Genomic DNA, 18462 nt, shown 5'->3' with positions numbered 1-18462 from the left:
TCATTCCGCAGCCTCGATGCCGTCCACCAGGACCGGCAATTGCATCTCAAAGACCGCGCCGCCGTTCTGGCCGTTGCGGGCGGTCAGCCGTCCCCCAAGGTCGTTGACGATCCCCGAGGAGATGGCAAGACCCAATCCAACTCCGTCTCCGGGCTGCTTGGTGGTGTAGAATGGCTCGAACAATTCATCGAAGTCCTTGATCCCCACTCCATTGTCGCGCACCGACAGGGTTGCCGTCTCACCGGCCGCCAGCAGCACTTCCACCTCCGGGTCCGCCACTGACTTGGTGGCGTCCAGCGCATTGCGCAAGAGGTTGACCATGACCTGTTCCAGCCGCATCCGGTCGCCCATCACCATAACAGGTTCTTCGGGCAAAATCCGGGTGATTTTCACATGCCGCTGACGCAGTTGCGGCTCCATCATCGAGAGACTGGAAGCCAGCGCATCGCCCAAGTTTACAGGGCTGAACGCGTCGCCGCCCTTGCGCGCGTAGGATTTCAGCTGGCGGGTGATCGCCCCCATCCGCTCGATCAGGTCGTCGATCCGGCCAAAGGAGGCCAGCGCCTCGTCCGGGCGGTTCCGGTTGAGCAGCAGCCGGGCGCCGGCCAGATAGGTTTTCATCGCCGCAAGCGGCTGGTTCAGCTCGTGGCTGACGGCCGCCGACATCTCGCCCAGTGCGGCCAGCTTCGAGCTTTGCGCCAGGCTTTGCTCGGCCACGGCCAGGGTCTTTTGCATCCGTTCGCGCTCGGCAATTTCCCGCTGAAGGCGAGCGTTCAATACGCGAAGCTCTGCCGACTCGCGCTGGAACAGCGCCATCCGCAGCGCCGTCTTGCGGCTCAGCGCATAAAAGGCCAGCGCCAGCAGGATGGCGAATCCCATGATCTCCAGCGCCAGCACCGCATTCACCTTCTCGCGGACCGAGGAGTAAGTGGTGAATGACGCCATCCGCCAGCCCTGGAACGGCACCCTTGTCTCCAGCCGCATCACCGCCTCGCCCTGCAGATAGGCATCCGGCGGCAGCGCGGTCCAGTCGGTGGTGGCGCGGATCGCCCGCTGGATCGCGCCTTCAGGCGTCTGCAGGGTCAGCGCATCGCTCTCCTTCAGACCGCGCCAGCGGGCCTCGGTGGCCAGAATGATATTGCCGGTGCTGTCGGTGACCAGCACCGCATCGGAAATGCCCGCCCAGGCGCGCTCGAATTTCTGCAGGTCCACCTCGACCACAATCGCGCCAAGAACGCCTGTGGCGTCGATCATCCGCCGCGAATAGGTGAACCGGTAGCCGCCGACCTCGCGCGGGATCACCGAGAACACGGTCGACTTTGCCCGCACCGCATCGACAAAATAGGCAGCATTGCGATGGCTCTCGCCCAGCCGGTTTCGATCGGTTGCCGCCACCGTGCGCCCGTCCTGTGCCAACAGCATGATCGAGGCGGCGCCGATCTCATCGACAAAGGAGATAAGCCGCTGTGTTGACAGCGAGAAGTCATTGGATTGCAGCGCCGAGATCAGCGTCTGGTCGCGCGCCAGCAGCTGCGGCACAATGGCGTGCTGGCGCAGTTCGCTGAGGAGGTTGCCGGAATAGAGCGCCAGCCGCAGCTCGGCCCGGTTGCGGGTGCTTTCGGTGAAGCGGTGGGTCAGCGCCCGGTTGGTGGTCCAGACGGTAACCGCCGCCGCGGCCATGAACAGCACAAGCGCCAGCCGCGCCCGCCACGAAATGGTGCGCGAGCGTGTCTTGGATCCGCTGGTGTTCAAATCAGTGCGCGGGGCGGTCATAACCCATACCTATTGCGGCCGCCCCGCTTCCTCAAGTCACGCCGCGGCGACCATGCCCGCCAATGCGCGGAACACTGCCGTCCCGTCGGTGCCGCCGTGGCCCTCGTCCGCGGCCCGCTCCGGATGCGGCATCATGCCGAGAACACGGCGGTTTTCCGACAGGATGCCAGCAATGTCCGCGACCGACCCGTTGGGATTGTCCTCATAGGTGAAGGCCACCCGGTCCTGGTCCTGCAGCGCCTTGACGGTGTCCGCGTCGGCAAAATAGTTGCCATCATGATGGGCAATCGGCACGCCGATCACATCGCCCGCGCTGTAGCCCCGGGTAAAGACGCTGTCAGCGGTCGCCACCTTCAGGTCCACCGTGCGGCAGATGTATTTCAGACCAGCATTGCGCAGCAGCGCCCCCGGCAGCACGCCGGTTTCGGTCAGGATTTGAAAACCGTTGCAGACGCCGACCGCATAACCGCCGCGGCCGGCATGTTCGATCACCGCCTTGCAGATCGGCGACTGCGCCGCAATGGCGCCGCAGCGCAGGTAGTCGCCATAGGAGAAGCCGCCCGGCACCCCGACGATATCCACGCCTGCAGGCAGCGCGCTGTCCTTGTGCCAGACCATCGACACATCGAAACCGGCCTGCTCGAACGCCACCGCCAGGTCGCGGTCGCAGTTCGACCCCGGGAAAACAACAACCGCCGCCTTCATCACTGCATCTCGATGCTGTAGGATTCGATCACGGTGTTGGCCAGAAGCTTTTCGCACATCGCGGTCACGTCTGCCTCGGTTGCGCCGGCGGCCAGATCCAGATCGATCACCTTGCCCTGGCGCACGCCTTCGACCTTGTCAAAGCCCAAGGCTCCCAGCGCGTGGCGCACGGCCTCGCCCTGCGGATCCAGAACCCCGTTCTTCAGCATCACATGCACCCGTGCCTTCATCGCATCATCCCTCAGGTTTTCGATGGCGAAGCCCCATCCTGGGCTTCTTCTTTGCAAAAATACTCAAAGACCCGCGGCGCGGCAGGCGCAGCGGTCCCTCTGTCAGTTCACCAGCGTCGGCTTGCCCGGCGCAGGCGGGTTGTTCGGCATCACGCCCAGACGCCGCGCCACTTCGGAATAAGCATCCGTGAGGCTGCCAAGATCACGCCGGAAAACGTCCTTGTCCAGCTTCTGGCCGGTCTTGATATCCCACAGGCGGCAGCTGTCGGGGCTGATCTCATCGGCAATCACCAGGCGCTGGAAGTCGCCCTCGTAGACCCGGCCGATCTCGATCTTGAAGTCGACCAGGCGGATGCCGACGGCAAGGAACACGCCGGACAGGAAGTCATTCACCCGCAGTGCCAGGCTGAGGATGTCGTCCATATCCTGCTGGCTGGCCCAGCCAAAGGCCGCAATGTGCTCTTCGGTGACCAGCGGGTCGCCCAAGGCGTCGTCCTTGTAACAGTATTCCACCACCGGACGCGGCAGCTGGGTGCCTTCGTCGATGCCCAGACGCTTGGAAATCGAGCCCGCGGCGTAATTGCGCACGATGACTTCCAGCGGAATGATCTCGCAGCTGCGCACCAGCTGCTCGCGCATGTTCAGCCGTTTCAGGAAATGGGTCGGCACGCCGATCTGCCCGAGGCCCAGCATGAAGAACTCGCTGAGGATGTTGTTCAGGACACCCTTGCCCTCGATCACGTCGTGCTTTTCGGCATTGAAGGCGGTGGCGTCATCCTTGAAATACTGCACGATGGTGCCCGGCTCGGGGCCTTCATACAGTGTCTTGGCCTTGCCTTCGTAGATTTTCTTGCGACGCGCCATTGGGAACCTTTCGGGTCAATGCCGGGAATCCGGCCCTGCGATGTGCCGCTCTCATAGTGCAAGGGGGCTTCAGCCGCAAGCTTGCTGCACGGGGCCAGCACGCCGCCGTTTGCCCAGCCCCGGCAGCGGCTGCCTGCCGGCACGGGGAACACATTGCCCGGCCCGGTATGGACAGCTGCACAAAGGCTTTCACAGGCACAATTTTTTCTTGCCCTGGACTGTTATCATGCTCCTATCATTACTGAGGTGCAAACGTTAATGAGGATCAGCCATGACAACATTTGACGAGCGCGAACAGGCGTTTGAAGCCAAATTCGCGCATGACGAGGAGATGCAGTTCAAGGCACGGGCACGGCGCAACAAACTGCTCGGTCTCTGGGCCGCGGAGCTTCTGGGGAAATCCGGTCTGGCAGCCGACGACTATGCCCGGTCCATCGTCGCTGCCGATCTCGAGGAAGCCGGCCACGAGGACGTCGTGCGCAAGCTGACGGGCGACTTGGGAATCCAGGCCAGCGAAGAGCAGATCCGCCGTAAACTGCTGGAACTGATGCCGCAGGCACAGGCGGAGATCCTGCGGGAAGCCGGGTAACAGACTGGCCGGACCAGCCCGCCCGGAAAACCCCGGGGCTGATCCTGACCGCGATGCCCGGCGGCAGCGCTGATTGCCTGTGCCGGCCCTTCTGCGGTCCGCCGGAGCCTCCTCCCTGACGGCCGAAGCCCGCCGGGCCACCTTGGAAGAAGGGGGCGCCTTGCGGGTTAACCGATCCGAAAACCGCTTCATCTAGACTGGCGGAAAGGGCCTTGTGCGCTGCCAGTCAAGGATTGCCATGCTGTTTTTGAAATCCCCGGCCCTGAGACCTGCCGCACGGCGGATCCGGCTGGCCGCGCCGTTCCTGATCATGGCCGTCTGCCTTTGGCTGCTGCAGGCGCAGACGGATCTGCCGCTGCCGGGGGAACTTGGCGCCGCTCTGATCAGCCTGCCGGCCTGGAAATGGGCGGGCGCCGCGCTGGCGACCTGCATCAGCTTCTGGGCGCTTGGCCGCTATGATTCCGTTGCCCACCGCCATCTTGGCACCGGGTTTGACGGGCCTGCCGCGCGCCGCGCGGGGATGGCCGCGATTGCCTTTTCGCAGACCACCGGCTTTGGCCTGATCACCGGCACCTATGCCCGCTGGCGCCTGCTGCCCGGCCTGTCTCCGCTGCAGGCCGGACAGCTGACGGCGCTGGTTGCCGCAACCTTTCTCAGCGCGCTTTTGGTGATCTGCAGCGCTGCTCTGATCGCTGCGCCACCGTCACCGGGGCTGGCCGGAGCCGGCATGCTGATCCTGATTGCCGCAGCGGGTCTGGCGGCATTCAGCTTCCTGCACCCGGAAACATCCTTGTTCCGGCTGAAACTGCGCTGGCCGTCCCTGACCGCAATGGCGGCCTTGGGGTTCTGGGCAATGGCCGATGTGACCGCCGCGGCAACTGCCCTTTGGCTGCTGCTGCCCGCCGCTGCCGATGCCGCCTGGGCGCAGCTTCTCGCGGCCTACGCCATTGCCCTGGGGCTCGCCGTGGTCTCCTCGGCGCCCGGGGGCGCCGGGCCGTTTGAACTGGCCTTGTGCGCGCTGCTGCCTGCAGCCCCGCACAGCAGCCTGATTGCCGGGCTGCTGGCCTTCCGCCTGATTTACTACGCGGTCCCGGCTGCGATATCCGGACTGCTGCTGCTGTTCCCCGGCCTGATCGCTGCGCGCGCGGCGCCGGTGCAAGACGCGGAACTGCTGGGCAGCCGCAGCCTTCCGGCGGCCGCCCTGCCCCGCAACCGGCCGTGCTCCGAAGCCGGGATCATCCGGCAGAATGGCGGCCAGGTGCAGGCTTTCGGGCTGTCCCGGGTTGCGCTTCTCGACAGCCCGCAGGCGTCGATTGCGCTATTTGACCCGCTGTCGGGATTCGCCTCGGAAACCTTTGCCCCGCTGGCCGGTCATGCCCGCGGCCGGAACGCCGCCGCCTGCTACTACAAATGCAGCGGGCGCACGGCGCTGCTGGCCCGCATGTCCGGCTGGCGGGTGCTGCGGATCGCCGAGGAGGCCGTGCTGAACCCGCTTGAGTTCTCTGCTGGCGGAGCCGCCCGCCGCCAGTTGCGCCGGAAGCTGCGCCATGCGGAAAACGCCGGACTGGATGTCCGCCCCGCCGGCCCCGGCCTGCCTTTCGATCAAATGGCGACCGTGGATGCCAGCTGGCAAACCGCCCATGGCCCCGCCTACGGCACCACCATGGGCCGGTTCGAGCCGCACTATCTTTCCGGACAGGAAATTGTCCTTGCCTGCCGGGAGGGACGGCTGATCGGCTTCGCCAGCTTCCATGCCGCGTCGCGCGAATGGTGCCTGGACCTGATCCGCATACTGCCGGGGGCACCGGACGGGACCGGCCATGAGCTGGTTTTCGCCGGGATCAAGGCTGCGGCTGCTAGGGGCATCCCCCGCCTGTCTCTGGCCGCTGTCCCCGATCGCCGCCTGGCCAGGAGCACAGAGCGCGGCCTGCGCCGGTTCAAGACAAGTTTCGCGCCTGACTGGGAGCCGCGCTACATCGCAGCTCCGGATTGGCTGCAGATGGCGGTCTCGATTGCCGAACTGCTGCGGCTGGTTCACCGCCCTCCGGCAGTGCTGCCGGCCACGGCTGAAGCACAAACTCATAATGAAGATGAAGAAAATGAAATTGCCCTTGCCCGCCCGGCGTGAGACAGGGGAGAAAGACCCATTGACCGCCCGCCCCGCCGGAGCGGCCTGCTGACTCGGGACAGAACGCATGACAAACAACTTCAAACGGCTGCTGGAAACCAAAGACGTGCTGCTGGCCGATGGCGCAACCGGCACCAACCTGTTCGCCATGGGGCTGCAGTCCGGCGATGCGCCGGAACTGTGGAACGTGGACGAGCCGAAAAAGATCCTGGCGCTGTACCAGGGGTCGGTCGATGCCGGCAGCGACCTGTTTCTGACCAACAGCTTTGGCGGCACCGCCGCGCGGCTGAAACTGCATGACGCGCAGAACCGTGTACGCGAACTGAACCGCATCGCCGCCGAACTGGGCCGCGAGGTCGCCGACAAGGCCGGCCGCAAGATTGCCGTGGCAGGCTCCGTCGGCCCGACCGGGGAGATTTTCGAACCCGTCGGAGACATGTCCCACGCCGTGGCAGTGGAGATGTTCCACGAACAGGCCGACGCGCTGAAAGAAGGCGGCGCAGACGTGCTGTGGCTGGAGACCATTTCCGCACCCGAGGAATTCCGCGCCGCGGCTGAGGCTTTCAAGCTGGCGGACATGCCCTGGTGCGGCACCATGAGCTTTGACACAGCGGGCCGCACCATGATGGGGGTGACCTCGGCAGACCTGGCCCAGCTGGTGGAGGACTTTGACAACGCGCCGCTGGCCTTCGGCGCCAACTGCGGCACCGGCGCTTCCGACATTCTGCGCACCGTGCTGGGCTTTGCCGCGCAAGGCACTGAACGCCCGATCATTTCCAAAGGCAATGCCGGCATTCCGAAGTACGTTGATGGCCACATCCACTATGACGGCACCCCGGAGCTGATGGGCGAATATGCGGTAATGGCGCGCGACGCCGGCGCCAAGATCATCGGCGGCTGCTGCGGCACCATGCCCGATCACCTGCGCCACATGCGCGCCGCCCTGGACAGCCGCCCGCGCGGCGACCGCCCGGCGCTTGAGAAAATTGTCGAAGTGCTGGGGCCTTTCACCTCCGACGGCGACGGCACCGGAGACGATGCAAATACGGGCAATGAGCGCCGCTCCCGCCGCCGCCGCCGCGCCTGAAGGCCGCAACCTGCGGGCCCTCAAATTGGAAACGGTGCCGCATGCCTTCATGCGGCACCGTATTGCGTTTTGGCCCAAGCCCCCCGACGTCAGCTGTCGTCAGCTATTGCGGCGGCCTGCAGTATGCCATCCAGCCTGGCCTAACCGACAATCCTGAAGCCGCTGACGCCCGGTTCGGGGTCCGTCCGCTCCGTCTGGACATCCTTGACCGAGGCCGCGCCGGGGCCGCGCCCCATTCTGCGCACCATATCGGCAACGCCGGAAGCCGGCCCCATCAGCAAGGCCCGCACGGATCCGTCCGGCTCATTGCGGATCCAGCCGGACAGTCCGTGGCGCAGCGCTTCCGCCCTTGCCCAGGTGCGGAAGGCCACGCCCTGCACGTGTCCGGTCACACGTGCTGTCACAGCGACAGAAGTCATAGCACACCTTCCTTTCCGTTGCATACGGCCTCAGCATAGCACAAAAGCCCGGCCGGCTGATCAAGAATGGGTCAGAACAGCGCCAGCTGATCGCCCGGCTGCGGCGGGCGGGCAAACTGCTCGCAGCGCAAGTCCGCGGTCCGCTCCTGCAGCCCCAAGCGCCGGCAGGCCGCCCTGAACCGCTGCGCGATCATTTCGGCATAGCGCCCCTCGCCGCGCATCCGATGGCCCCAGCGCGGATCGTAATCGCGTCCGCCGTGCATCTCGCGCAACCGCGCCATCACCTTGGCCGCACGGTCAGGCGCGTGCTCGGCCAGCCATTGCTGCCACAGCTCCGACACCTCCCGCGGCAGCCGCAGCATGATCCAGCTGGCAGCGTCCGCCCCGGCCTCCGCCCCGGCCGCCAGCAGCGCCTCCAGTTCATGATCGGTGAGCCCTGGCACAATCGGGGAGGTCATCACCCGCACCGGCACGCCCGCCGCCGTCAGCCGCCGGATGGCAGCCAGGCGCCGGGCAGGCAAAGGCGCCCGCGGCTCCATCCGGCGTGACAAGTCCGGGTCCAGCGTGGTGACAGAAATCCCGGCCCGCACCAGGCCCTTGGCCGCCATCGGCGCCAGAATATCCAGGTCGCGCTCCACCATCGCCCCTTTGGTCACAATCGCCACCGGGTGGTTGAAATCGCGCAGCACCTCCAGGCAGGCCCGGGTGATGCCGTAGTCCCGCTCGCACGGCTGGTAGGGATCGGTGTTGGTGCCAAGCGCAATCGTGGCCACCTTATAGCACGGCGCCGACAGTTCCCTGCGCAGCACCTCCGCCGCGTTGGGCCGTGCCACCAGCCGGGTTTCGAAATCCAGCCCGGGCGACAGACCCAGATAGGCATGGGTCGGGCGGGCGAAACAGTAGATGCAGCCATGCTCGCAGCCGCGATAGGGATTGATCGACCTGTCAAACGGCAGGTCAGGCGACCGGTTATAGGTGATCAGCGTGCGCGCCGCCTCCTGGCGGACCTCGGTGGGAATCACCGCAGGCGGAACCTCCTGAAACCAGCCGTCATCAACTGGATCGCGCGCCATGTCATAGCGGCCTGCCGCATTGCTGAGACTGGCGCGCGCTTTGCGGCGCATTTGATTTGGCGTGAAATCCGGTGGCATAGGCGCAAAGTAACCCCCGCGAAGGAACAAATAAAGAACAAATGGGCAATTTCGAAGATTTCCATGTGGAATCTTCATTATTCTTGCGGGGAAATTGTCTCTATACGTCGGTTAGAACAGCGGCAATGTCGCAAATAATGCAGTCCGCGGACGGCATTCTGTCACAAAAGCTTCTGAAATAGGCCAACACCGGGGACTCCCCCGTCAGCAAGGATTAGGCGCATGTCGGACGAAGAAGACATCATCCTCTCGGAACTCGATGACGAGGAACTTGTTCAGCAGATGTTTGACGACCTCTATGATGGTCTCAGAGAGGAAATCGAAGAAGGCGTGAACATCCTTCTGGAGCGCAAGTGGACTCCCTACGACATCCTGACCAAAGCGCTGGTGGGCGGCATGACCGTGGTCGGCGCCGACTTCCGCGACGGCATCCTGTTCGTGCCGGAAGTGCTGCTGGCGGCCAACGCGATGAAGGGCGGCATGGCCATCCTGAAGCCGCTGCTGGCTGAAACCGGCGCCCCGCGCGTCGGTTCCATGGTGATCGGCACTGTCAAGGGCGACATCCACGACATCGGCAAGAACCTGGTCTCCATGATGATGGAAGGCGCGGGCTTTGAGGTTGTCGACATCGGCATCAACAACCCGGTCGAAAACTACCTGGAAGCGATGGCAGAGCATAAGCCCGACATCCTCGGCATGTCGGCTCTGCTGACCACCACCATGCCCTACATGAAAGTGGTGATCGACACGATGGTCGAACAGGGCCTGCGCGACGACTACATCGTGCTGGTGGGCGGCGCGCCGCTGAACGAAGAGTTCGGCAAGGCAATCGGCGCCGACGGCTATTGCCGTGACGCAGCCGTGGCCGTGGAAATGGCCAAGGACTTCGTTGCGCGCAAGCACAACTCGATGAGCGCCTGATTTGGCACGCAAAGGACGCGCAGCCCGCCTGACAGAGCGGGCTGCCTTCCGCCCGCCCACCGGGCGGACGCTTGAGGAAAGCTCCCTCACCGAACAGGGCCTGGCCGCCCCTGAAAAGAAGACCGGCCGCATCCTGCTGATCGCCTGCGGCGCGCTTGCGCGTGAAATCCTTGATATCAAGGAGAAAAACGGGCTGGATCACATCGACCTCACCTGCCTGCCCGCCAAGCTGCACCTGTATCCCGAGCAAATCACCGACGCCATCGACGGCGCCGTGGCGAAGCATTCAGCGGTCTACGACAAGATCTATGTGGTCTATGCCGACTGCGGCACCGGCGGCGCGCTGGAACGCAAATGCGCCGAGCTTGGCGTCGAGATGGTGGCGGGCCCGCATTGCTACTCCTTCTTCGAGGGCAATGACACCTTTGCCCGCCATGCCGATGAAGGCGAAATCACCGCCTTCTACCTGACCGACTTCCTGGTCAAGCAGTTCGACGCCTTCGTCTGGCGGCCGATGGGGCTCGACAAGAACCCGGAGCTCAGGGACATGGTGTTCGGCAATTACACCAAACTAGTCTACCAGTCGCAGATCAGCGATCCCAAGCTGGTGGAAAAGGCCAGGGACTGCGCCGACCGGATGGGGCTGGAATTCGAGCACCGCCATACCGGCTACGGCGATCTGGAAACCGCCATTTCCGGCTGGGCACGCTAGCCTCTTCATCTTTCTGGAAATACTCCGGGGAGCGCGCGGGGCCGGCCCCTCGCCCGGCAGCTTCAGACCTGCGCCATTGCCGTTTCGCGGATCCGTTCGATCATCGCGCGCAAGCCGTTGGAACGCTGCGAGGACAGATGCTCATTGAGCTCCAGCCGCCCCAGTTCCGCCTTGGCATCCACCACCGGCACCGCCTTGACCGGCAGCCCGTTGTACAGGCGGCGCAGAACCGCGATCAGACCGCGCACAATCATTGCGTCGCTGTCGCCGTCGAAACGGAATTCACCGCCCTCGACCGTGGCATGCAGCCAGACCTGGCTGGCGCAGCCGTCAACTTTGGTTGCAGGCACCTTCAGCGCATCGTCCAGGGGCTCCATCGCCTTGCCCAGATCAATCACATGCCGGTAGCGGTCCTCCCAGTCCTCCATGAACTCGAAGTCTTCCACGATCTCTTCAAAGGCGGCTGTGGCCATCGTCGGTCCATCCTCAAAAGCGCTATCCGGTGCTGTTCAGCACCTAAGCCCCTGCCCGACCCATTTCAACCGCTTTTCAAGCGGATGCCAATCGGGTAATCCGATGCAAAGACAATTTGAATGGGCGGGGACAGATGCACAAACCATTGGCTCTTACATTGGCCTGCGCGCTGGTGCTGGCTGGCTGCGGCGGTTGGCAACAGTCGCGGATCAACCCGTCCAACTGGTTTGGAGGCTCCGAACCCGCCGAGACAGCCGCAGCGGCGAATTCCAACCCTCTGCTGCCGCAGGACAGCAACGCCCGCGGAATCTTCGCCCGCCCCGAGCCCAAGGACAACACAGTGCTGGTCACCCGGGTCTCGGAGCTGCGGATCGAACGCACCGCATCGGGCGCCATCATCCACGCCACCGCAATCGCCGGCCGCCAAGGCGCCTATGACGTGGAGCTGCGCCCGGCCGAGACCCCGGAAGACGGCGTGCTGGCCTATGATTTCCGGGTGGTCTATCCGGAATTCCAAACCGGCACCGGAAGCGAGTTCAGCCGGACGCTCCATGCGGCGCGCACGGTATCATACCAGGATCTTGAGGGCATCCGTACCGTTCGGGTGAATGCCGCCCAGAACGCCCAGGAAAGCCGCCGCCGCTGAACCAGCCGCAGCCGAAAAAGGAAAACGCCCGCAGATGCAGGCGTTCCTCTTGTCCGTCAAAAGCCCTGCAGTGACTAAAGCTCCACAACCTGTACAGCCTGGCCGTCGGCTGCCAGGCCGATTTTGCCTTCGCACAGCCGCAGCGCATCGGCGCCGAAGACTTCCCGCCGCCAGCCGCTGAGCGCGGGAACATCGCGCAGGCCCGCCGCAATAGCATCCAGATCGGCGCTCGGGGCAATCAGCTTGGCCGCGACTCCTTCCGCCTCGGTCTTGGCCTTCAGCAGCACCCGCAGCAGGTCCGCCAGCGCCGGGTTCACCTGCAGCTTCTCCTTGCTGCGGTCCATCTTGGGATGGTTTTCCGCCGGGCAGGCGACGCCTTTGGCCACGGCCTCCAGAATACCTTCGGCAATCGCCCCCTTGCGCGCCTCGCGCAGCAGCAGGCGGGAGCCGCCCAGCTCGCCGCCCGTGCGCGGCTTGGTCGAGGCCAGCTCTACCAGCGCGTCATCCTTGAAGACCCGGTTGCGCGGCACGTTGTTGGTTTGCGCATAAACTTCGCGGAATGCCGCAAGCTCGCGCACGACTGCCAGAAACTTGCCCGAGGTGGTGCGTGTCTTGACTCGTTTCCAAGCCTCTTCCGGCTGGAGATCATAGGTTGCCGGATCTGTCAGCACCTGCAGTTCTTCTGTGACCCAATGGGCGCGGCCGCTCTTTTCCAGCTCCGCGGCCAGGAACTCATAGATCTTGCGCAAATGGGTCACATCCGCCAGCGCGTATGTCTTCTGCGCCTCGCTCAGCGGGCGGCGCGACCAGTCGGTAAAGCGCGAAGTCTTGTCCAGCCCCTGCTTGACGATCTTGCGCACCAGCGTCTCATAGCCCGCCTGCTCGCCGAAGCCGCAGACCATTGCCGCCACCTGGGTGTCGAACAGCGGCTTGGGGAATACCCCGGCATCAACCCAGAAGATTTCCAGATCCTGGCGGGCAGCGTGGAACACCTTGACCACGGTCTCATCGCGGAACAACGCATAAAGCGGCTCCAGCGAGATGCCATCGGCCAGCGGATCGACCAGAACCGCATCGGTCTCGCCATCGCCGGCAAAAGCCAGCTGGATCAGGCAGAGCTTGGAGTAATACGTCCGCTCCCGCAGAAACTCGGTATCCACCGTGACATAAGGATGCTGAGCGGCTGTTTCGCAAAAGGCCTGCAGTTCTTCGGTGGTGGTCAGAGTTTTCATCAATTACGGCTTTTCAATCTCGTGTGGGCCGGGACGTGATACGCGCTTGTCCCCGGCAATGCAAACAGCCGGGCTTCAGCCCAGCAGAACCGGCGTCTTGTGTCCCCCGGCAAAGCGGCGCAGCACCGCCGGATAGAGGTTGTGTTCTTGAACCAGAACACGTGCAGCCAGCGCCTCCGGCGTGTCATTCTCAAGTACCGGCACCCGGGCCTGGCCGAGGATGGGGCCGTCATCCAGGCGCGGCGTCACCTCGTGCACGGTGCAGCCATGCTCGGCATCCCCTGCCTCCAGCGCGCGCGCGTGGGTGTTCAGGCCCTTGTATTTCGGCAGCAGAGAGGGGTGGATATTCAGCATCCGGCCTTCGAACTGCGCAACAAACCCCGCGGTCAGCACCCGCATGAAACCGGCCAGGCAGACAATGTCGGCCCCGGCTTCGAAAATCGGCTTCACCAGCTCCGCCTCAAAGGCTTCGCGGTCGCCCCTGTACGGGCGGTGATCCACCACAGCGGTCGCCACGCCTGCGGCGGCCGCCTTGACCAGCCCGCCGGCATCGGCGTTGTTGGACAGAACCAGGCAAGGCCGCGCCGGATGGTCGCCGGTCATGCTCTCCAGCAGCGACACCATGTTGGAGCCGCCGCCGGAGATCAGGATGGCAACCTTCTTGTGGCTCACAGCAGCTTGCCCGCATAGCGCATGCCGGCGCCTTTGGTCACGGTGCCCAGGCGGGACACGGTCTCGCCCTCGGCCTGCAGCACTTCGGTCAGCGCATCGGCGCGGTCTGCAGAGACTGACAGGATCATGCCGATGCCGCAGTTGAAGGTCTTCAGCATTTCCGCTTCGGCAATGCTGCCGGTGGCTGCCATCCACTTGAACACGGGCGGCAGTTCCCAGGCGTTCAGGTCGATGTCGGCGCCCAAGTCTTCGGGCAGCACCCGCGGCAGGTTCTCGGTCAGGCCACCGCCGGTGATATGGGCCAGCGCATGCACGCCCCCTGCCCGCACCGCGGCCAGGCACTGTTTTACATACAGGCGGGTCGGGGTCAGCAGCGCTTCACCCAGGGTGCCCTCGCCAAACGGGCAATCCGCATCCCAGCCCAGGCCGGAAACCTCGACCAGCTTGCGCACCAGCGAGTAGCCGTTGGAGTGCACACCGTCAGAGGCCAGCCCCAGCAGCACGTCGCCTTCCGCCACGCCTTCGGGCAGCGCCGAGCCGCGCTCCATCGCGCCAACCGCAAAACCCGCGAGGTCGAAATCGCCTTCCGGATACATGCCCGGCATTTCCGCAGTCTCGCCGCCGATCAGCGCGCAGTCGGAGCGCACGCAGCCCTCGGCGATGCCTTCAATGATGCGGGCGGCGGTTTCGGTTTCCAGCTTGCCGGTGGCAAAATAGTCGAGGAAGAACAGCGGTTCGGCGCCCTGGCAGACCAGGTCATTGACGCACATCGCCACCAGGTCGATGCCAACGCCGTCCACCACGCCGGTGTCGATGGCAATCCGCAGCTTGGTGCCGACACCGTCGGTGGCGCCGACCAGGATCGGATCGCTGTAGCCAGCGGCTTTCAGATCGAACAGGGCGCCGAAACCGCCCAGCCCGCTCATCACGCCGGAGCGGTTGGTGCGCTTGGCGGCCGGCTTGATCCGGTCGACCAGGGCGTTGCCCGCATCAATGTCCACACCTGCGTCTGCATAGGTCAAGCCGTTCTTGCCGCTGGTCATCACTTGGCTCCTTCAAATCGGTTGCGCAGCCTTTAGCGCAAGGCGCATCAGAAGGGAACTAGGGAATCAGCTGCGCCATCCCGGACAGCGCAGCAGGGTGGTTTTCACGACAGGACCGCCGGTCTCAGATACCAAACTGCCAGGGGGCCGCCTGATAGGCGTAGGCTTCGCCTTGGCGCAGCACCCGGCCCAGCGCCGGAAAGTCCAGATGCGCACCTGTGACCAGCAGATTGTCCGCCGCCGCCCGGTCCAGCATCCGCCGCCGGGTGGCCGCCGTCTGGGCCGGATCGGTATCAAAGGCGATGGTCCAGTCCGGCAGGGCAAACTGCAGCGCGGCGCTGTGGATCAGGTCGCCCCAGAACAGCAGCCCCTCACTGCCCGCGTCCAGCATGAACCCGGTGTGGCCCGGTGTATGGCCCGGCAGTTCCAGCGCGGTGAAGCCGGCAGCGGCCTCCTCTTCTCGCTGCAGCAGTTTCAGGCGGCTGGCATACGGCGCGACCGAGTTGCGGGCGATGTCAAAGAAGCCACGGCTGCTCTCGGGCACACCGGCAAGGACCGCGTCGTCATGCCAGAAGTCCCACTCCCGCTGCGCAACCACCAGTTCGGCATTGGCAAAGACAGCCGTACCCTCCGGTGTGATCAGCCCGCCGGAGTGGTCCGGGTGGATATGGGTCAGCAGCACCGTATCGATACTTTCGGGTGCCGCTCCTGCTGCTGCCAGCCCTGCGCCCAGCGCGCCAAGGCCCGGCCCCATCAGCTGGGCAGTGCCGGTGTCGATGAGCAGCTTCTGCCCGGCACGCTCAATCAGGTAACCATTGACCGGGATCTGCAGCCCGCCGTCCTGCAGCCGGTGCAGCCCCTGCGCCAGCACAGTTCCGGCTTTGGCCGCGTCATAGCCGTTGAACAGCTGCGTCCCCAGGGGAAGATGCCCATCCAGAAGCACGGTGATTTTTGCATCTCCCAATGTGAAAGAATGGGTGACAGCCGCAGCCGTCCCCGCCGCGGCCCATGCCCAGCCAGTGCCGGCAAACCCGCTTCCCAGTGCCGCGGCCGGGGCAGCTGCCAGCCCGCTCAAAAACACCCTGCGATTGATTGTCATAAGAAACTCCGATATCCAATTGAGGCGATTTTTCCTGTGAGCCGGAAATAACCCCGCCAATCCGGCGATAGCAGCCCCGCAGATCCGATAACGGTTATAAGCAATACTGATAGGAAGATGATGGACAGGCTGACTCTTTTGGAGACCTTCACCCTGGCACTGGATGAAGGCAGCCTGAACCGGGCCGCTCAGCGCCGCGGCATCACGCAGTCCGCAGTCAGCCAGCAGGTAAAGCAACTGGAAACCCTGACCGGCCAGCAGCTGCTGCACCGGACCGCCAAAGGCATCCACGCAACCCGTGCAGGGGATCTGGTATACAGCCACGCCCAGACCCTTCTTACTGGCTACAACCGGATGACGGCAGAGCTGGACGCACTCGAAGGCAGCGTGTCAGGCACCTTCCGCATCAGCGTGAATTCCTTTCTGGGGCGCAGCGTGATCGGCCCGATGCTGCTGGATCTGAACCGCGAGCACCCGGATCTGAACGTCGTGATGCGCCTGGAGGACCGGCTGGTCGATGTGGTGCGCGAGGGCTACGACCTGGCGATCCGGACCGGGCGGCTGGGCGACACAGACGGATTCGGGCGCCGGATTTCCACCCTGGAAACCGTCCTGTTCGCCACACCGGCCTACCTGGACCGGGAAGGCCGCCCGCAAACACCGGAAGAGCTGCAGCGGCTCAAATTCATTCAGCATCACGAGGATCAGACCCGCGGTTTCTTCCCGCTGCGCCGCGGCGGGCAGGAATATCCCGCGCCGGTCCAGGTCGGCTTTACTGCCGACGACCCCGACCTGATCATGCGCGCGGTCAGCAGCGGCTCCGGCTATACCCGCGCGCCCCGCTTCATGATCGAAGAACAACTGGCCTCCGGCGAATACGAACTGGTGCTGCCAAGCTACGAGGCGCCGCTGAAAGCGGTCTTCGCTGTCTACCCCTCCCGGCGCACGCCGGACCGGCGCCGGGATCTGACCATTGAGCACACGGTTGCGCGGCTGGAGGCCCTGCACCGGAGCAGGCATGCGGATTCGCCTGTCCTCCCTGCAATCACCGCTTGACCTTATCCGCCCCATTTTCTAACCACATTGGCAATGGCGGGCCTGTAGCTCAACGGTTAGAGCAGAGCGCTCATAACGCTTTGGTTGCAGGTTCGAATCCTGCCGGGCCTACCAATTCCCCCGCCAAACAGCCGCCGCAATTTGGCCCGCGCGCAGCTTTGCCTCGCGGCGCGGCGCGCACCCGGGAAAGCGCTCCCATTGCCCCCAAGGCGCCTATAGCAATGCTCAACCGGCTGGGCTGCGGCGTGGCCGCAGGCTGACGCAAGGCTTTCTGGGGAAAACACCCTTCAAACCGCGCCAAGCTTTTGCTTTCCTAAAGCCCGCTGTCCGGTAGAGTAGCCCGAGAGCAGGCCCTTTCATTTGTTCCGTAGCGATTTCGACACGTTTCCAGGCCCCGCATTCCGCTGGAAAACCAACTTTGAGGCACGAGATATCATGGCGACCGAAAAACTTACCATTATCAAAGCGGACGTGAAGAATGAGGTCACCAAAGCGGTGAAGCCCAAGTTCGTCCAGCTCGGCAACATGAACTTCGCGGCAACCGTGGAAGTAGACAAGACGGCAGCCGCAGAGCTGGATACCGACGCCCGTTTTGTCGCCAAGCTCTATGATGACGCCACCAAGGAATACAAGAAATTGCTCACCGAGTGCAGCCTGCGTGTCAAGGCGGCCAATGATCTGGGTTCCGTGCTGCCGCTGAGCGACAAGGAGTGCAAGGAGCTTGACGATGACATCAAGAAGATCTTTGCAAAATACGAAAAGTCGATCGAACAGGTCGCGACCAAGCATTTCGACAAGTGGAAGCAGGCCAACAAGGACCGCAAGAAATACCGGGTCAAGGTGGTCAGTTCCATTGTCCTCGGCAGTGCCTGTGCCATCGGCAGCACCGCCTCACTGGCGGCTGGCGCGGTGACCGGCGGCGTGTCGATTGCAGCAAGCATCTATGGAATCGCACAAAGCATCGTTTCGGTCGCCCGGGCGGTTCAGAAGGTGACCTCGGACATCGTCAAAATCCACGGCGAACTGGAAAAGGCGCTGAAGCAGCTGGTTGCGGACTATGAGAAACAGTCCAAGGCCAAGGTGAAAGCCAAGGAGATCGGCAAGGAATTCCTTGCTGACTTTCTGATGATCGAAACAGCCGGCTTCAACCGGGTCGACAAGCATCTGGAAACCTACAAGGCCAAACTCAAGAACATCGACCTGGAAATTGCAGCACTGGGCAAGAAGCTGAACAAACTGCTGGACAAACAGGGCAAGCTCGACAAGGAGATCGAGAAAAAGCTGGGCAAGATGGCCAAGGACCGCAAGTACAAGAGCAAGAAGCTCGACGGGCTGTTTGCCGCCATGGAAGCAGCCCGCAAGGCCACTGCCAAGCTGATCAAGGATATCGAAGCCTATCACGTCAGCATCAAGCCTGCTGAGAAGTTCCGAGACAGCTCCCAGAAAGCGGTTGATGCGCTGCGCCACAAGGATCCGGTCTGGACCAAATGGGCAATCTGGATCGGCAGTCTGGGGCTGTCCACCGCTGTGACAAGCATCGCATCTGGCGGCGAAAACCTGGTCAAGGCCGCCTCGGCTATCGAACAGGGGTTCACCGCACTGTCCAAGGAACTCGCGTAGGCAGGAAGGGCCGCTCTGGCCCGCAGAATCCAGTCTGCCAA

The 18462-nt window shown here is 63.9% G+C and carries 19 protein-coding genes and 1 tRNA gene; 9 read left to right on the top strand and 11 right to left on the bottom strand.

The genetic code is table 11. The features are described 5' to 3' along the window. From OKQ63_RS07715 to purC, 4 genes are all read right to left on the bottom strand, one after another. On the bottom strand, positions 1–1773 hold the full coding sequence (locus OKQ63_RS07715) for an ATP-binding protein (protein ID WP_264213360.1): 1773 nt from the start codon (positions 1771–1773) through the stop codon (positions 1–3). Between the two features lie 36 nt (positions 1774–1809). Then, positions 1810–2478, bottom strand: coding sequence for a phosphoribosylformylglycinamidine synthase subunit PurQ (gene purQ, locus OKQ63_RS07710; RefSeq protein ID WP_264213359.1), 669 nt, complete (start codon positions 2476–2478; stop codon positions 1810–1812). Then, positions 2478–2708 carry a phosphoribosylformylglycinamidine synthase subunit PurS gene (gene purS / locus OKQ63_RS07705; RefSeq protein WP_264213358.1) on the bottom strand — a complete coding sequence of 77 codons (231 nt, stop codon included), beginning with the start codon at positions 2706–2708 and terminating at the stop codon, positions 2478–2480. Before purS ends, purQ begins: the two co-directional genes overlap by 1 nt. A 102-nt stretch (positions 2709–2810) precedes the next feature. Further along, positions 2811–3572 (bottom strand): phosphoribosylaminoimidazolesuccinocarboxamide synthase, encoded by a 762-nt coding sequence (purC, locus tag OKQ63_RS07700; RefSeq protein WP_264213357.1) that lies wholly within the window; start codon positions 3570–3572, stop codon positions 2811–2813. A gap of 271 nt (positions 3573–3843) precedes the next feature. Here purC and OKQ63_RS07695 point away from each other — a divergent pair, with 271 nt between their 5' ends. The 3 genes from OKQ63_RS07695 to bmt all read left to right on the top strand — a co-directional run bounded on the left by OKQ63_RS07695 (position 3844) and on the right by bmt (position 7376). Next, the gene (locus OKQ63_RS07695) at positions 3844–4161 is read left to right on the top strand and encodes a DUF1476 domain-containing protein (protein WP_264213356.1); all 318 of its coding nucleotides are present in this window, start codon (positions 3844–3846) and stop codon (positions 4159–4161) included. A 238-nt stretch (positions 4162–4399) separates the two neighbouring features. Next, on the top strand, positions 4400–6289 hold the full coding sequence (locus OKQ63_RS07690) for a phosphatidylglycerol lysyltransferase domain-containing protein (RefSeq protein WP_264213355.1): 1890 nt from the start codon (positions 4400–4402) through the stop codon (positions 6287–6289). 67 nt (positions 6290–6356) lie between these two features. Beyond that, entirely contained in the window at positions 6357–7376 is a 1020-nt protein-coding gene (gene bmt, locus OKQ63_RS07685; protein WP_264213354.1) for a betaine--homocysteine S-methyltransferase, read from the top strand. Positions 7377–7516: 140 nt separating this feature from the next. Here the strand turns inward: bmt and OKQ63_RS07680 are convergent, their stop codons facing one another. Together OKQ63_RS07680 and OKQ63_RS07675 are read right to left on the bottom strand one after the other, a co-directional pair. Next, a complete protein-coding gene (locus OKQ63_RS07680) occupies positions 7517–7795 on the bottom strand; it encodes an acylphosphatase (RefSeq protein ID WP_264213353.1) in 279 nt (92 codons plus the stop codon). A 71-nt stretch (positions 7796–7866) separates the two neighbouring features. After that, positions 7867–8919, bottom strand: a complete 1053-nt coding sequence (locus tag OKQ63_RS07675) for a PA0069 family radical SAM protein (RefSeq protein ID WP_264213352.1) — start codon at positions 8917–8919, stop codon at positions 7867–7869. 249 nt (positions 8920–9168) lie between these two features. Here OKQ63_RS07675 and OKQ63_RS07670 point away from each other — a divergent pair, with 249 nt between their 5' ends. Both OKQ63_RS07670 and OKQ63_RS07665 read left to right on the top strand, forming a co-directional pair. After that, positions 9169–9867 carry a corrinoid protein gene (locus OKQ63_RS07670; RefSeq protein WP_264213351.1) on the top strand — a complete coding sequence of 233 codons (699 nt, stop codon included), beginning with the start codon at positions 9169–9171 and terminating at the stop codon, positions 9865–9867. 1 nt (position 9868) lies between these two features. Further along, positions 9869–10579, top strand: a complete 711-nt coding sequence (locus OKQ63_RS07665; protein ID WP_264213350.1) for a DUF1638 domain-containing protein — start codon at positions 9869–9871, stop codon at positions 10577–10579. Between the two features lie 62 nt (positions 10580–10641). Here the strand turns inward: OKQ63_RS07665 and OKQ63_RS07660 are convergent, their stop codons facing one another. Further along, the gene (locus tag OKQ63_RS07660) at positions 10642–11052 is read right to left on the bottom strand and encodes a SufE family protein (protein WP_264213349.1); all 411 of its coding nucleotides are present in this window, start codon (positions 11050–11052) and stop codon (positions 10642–10644) included. A 134-nt stretch (positions 11053–11186) separates the two neighbouring features. Between OKQ63_RS07660 and OKQ63_RS07655 the strand changes: the two genes are divergently transcribed. After that, entirely contained in the window at positions 11187–11699 is a 513-nt protein-coding gene (locus tag OKQ63_RS07655) for a hypothetical protein (RefSeq protein ID WP_264213348.1), read from the top strand. A 74-nt stretch (positions 11700–11773) separates the two neighbouring features. Here the strand turns inward: OKQ63_RS07655 and rnd are convergent, their stop codons facing one another. The 4 genes from rnd to OKQ63_RS07635 form a co-directional block, all read right to left on the bottom strand. Next, entirely contained in the window at positions 11774–12931 is a 1158-nt protein-coding gene (rnd, locus tag OKQ63_RS07650) for a ribonuclease D (protein ID WP_264213347.1), read from the bottom strand. Between the two features lie 75 nt (positions 12932–13006). Further along, entirely contained in the window at positions 13007–13603 is a 597-nt protein-coding gene (gene purN / locus OKQ63_RS07645) for a phosphoribosylglycinamide formyltransferase (RefSeq protein WP_264213346.1), read from the bottom strand. Further along, positions 13600–14646, bottom strand: coding sequence for a phosphoribosylformylglycinamidine cyclo-ligase (purM, locus tag OKQ63_RS07640; RefSeq protein ID WP_264213345.1), 1047 nt, complete (start codon positions 14644–14646; stop codon positions 13600–13602). The genes purN and purM overlap by 4 nt, the downstream gene beginning before the upstream one ends. A 124-nt stretch (positions 14647–14770) precedes the next feature. Beyond that, positions 14771–15745 (bottom strand): MBL fold metallo-hydrolase, encoded by a 975-nt coding sequence (locus OKQ63_RS07635; protein ID WP_264213344.1) that lies wholly within the window; start codon positions 15743–15745, stop codon positions 14771–14773. 120 nt (positions 15746–15865) lie between these two features. Between OKQ63_RS07635 and OKQ63_RS07630 the strand changes: the two genes are divergently transcribed. From OKQ63_RS07630 to OKQ63_RS07620, 3 genes are all read left to right on the top strand, one after another. Further along, positions 15866–16801: a LysR family transcriptional regulator gene (locus tag OKQ63_RS07630; RefSeq protein ID WP_264213898.1), complete on the top strand. Its 936-nt coding sequence runs from the start codon at positions 15866–15868 to the stop codon at positions 16799–16801. 38 nt (positions 16802–16839) lie between these two features. Continuing rightward, positions 16840–16915: transfer RNA gene (locus OKQ63_RS07625), tRNA-Ile, on the top strand. A 321-nt stretch (positions 16916–17236) separates the two neighbouring features. Continuing rightward, complete coding sequence (locus OKQ63_RS07620) at positions 17237–18421, top strand: hypothetical protein (protein WP_264213343.1); 1185 nt, start codon at positions 17237–17239, stop codon at positions 18419–18421. Positions 18422–18462 lie beyond the last annotated feature (41 nt).

It is taken from the genome of Leisingera thetidis (assembly GCF_025857195.1).
Taxonomy (GTDB): Bacteria; Pseudomonadota; Alphaproteobacteria; order Rhodobacterales; family Rhodobacteraceae; genus Leisingera; species Leisingera thetidis.
Note: the sequence above shows the minus strand (reverse complement) of the source record. Positions and strands in the feature narration are given on the sequence as shown.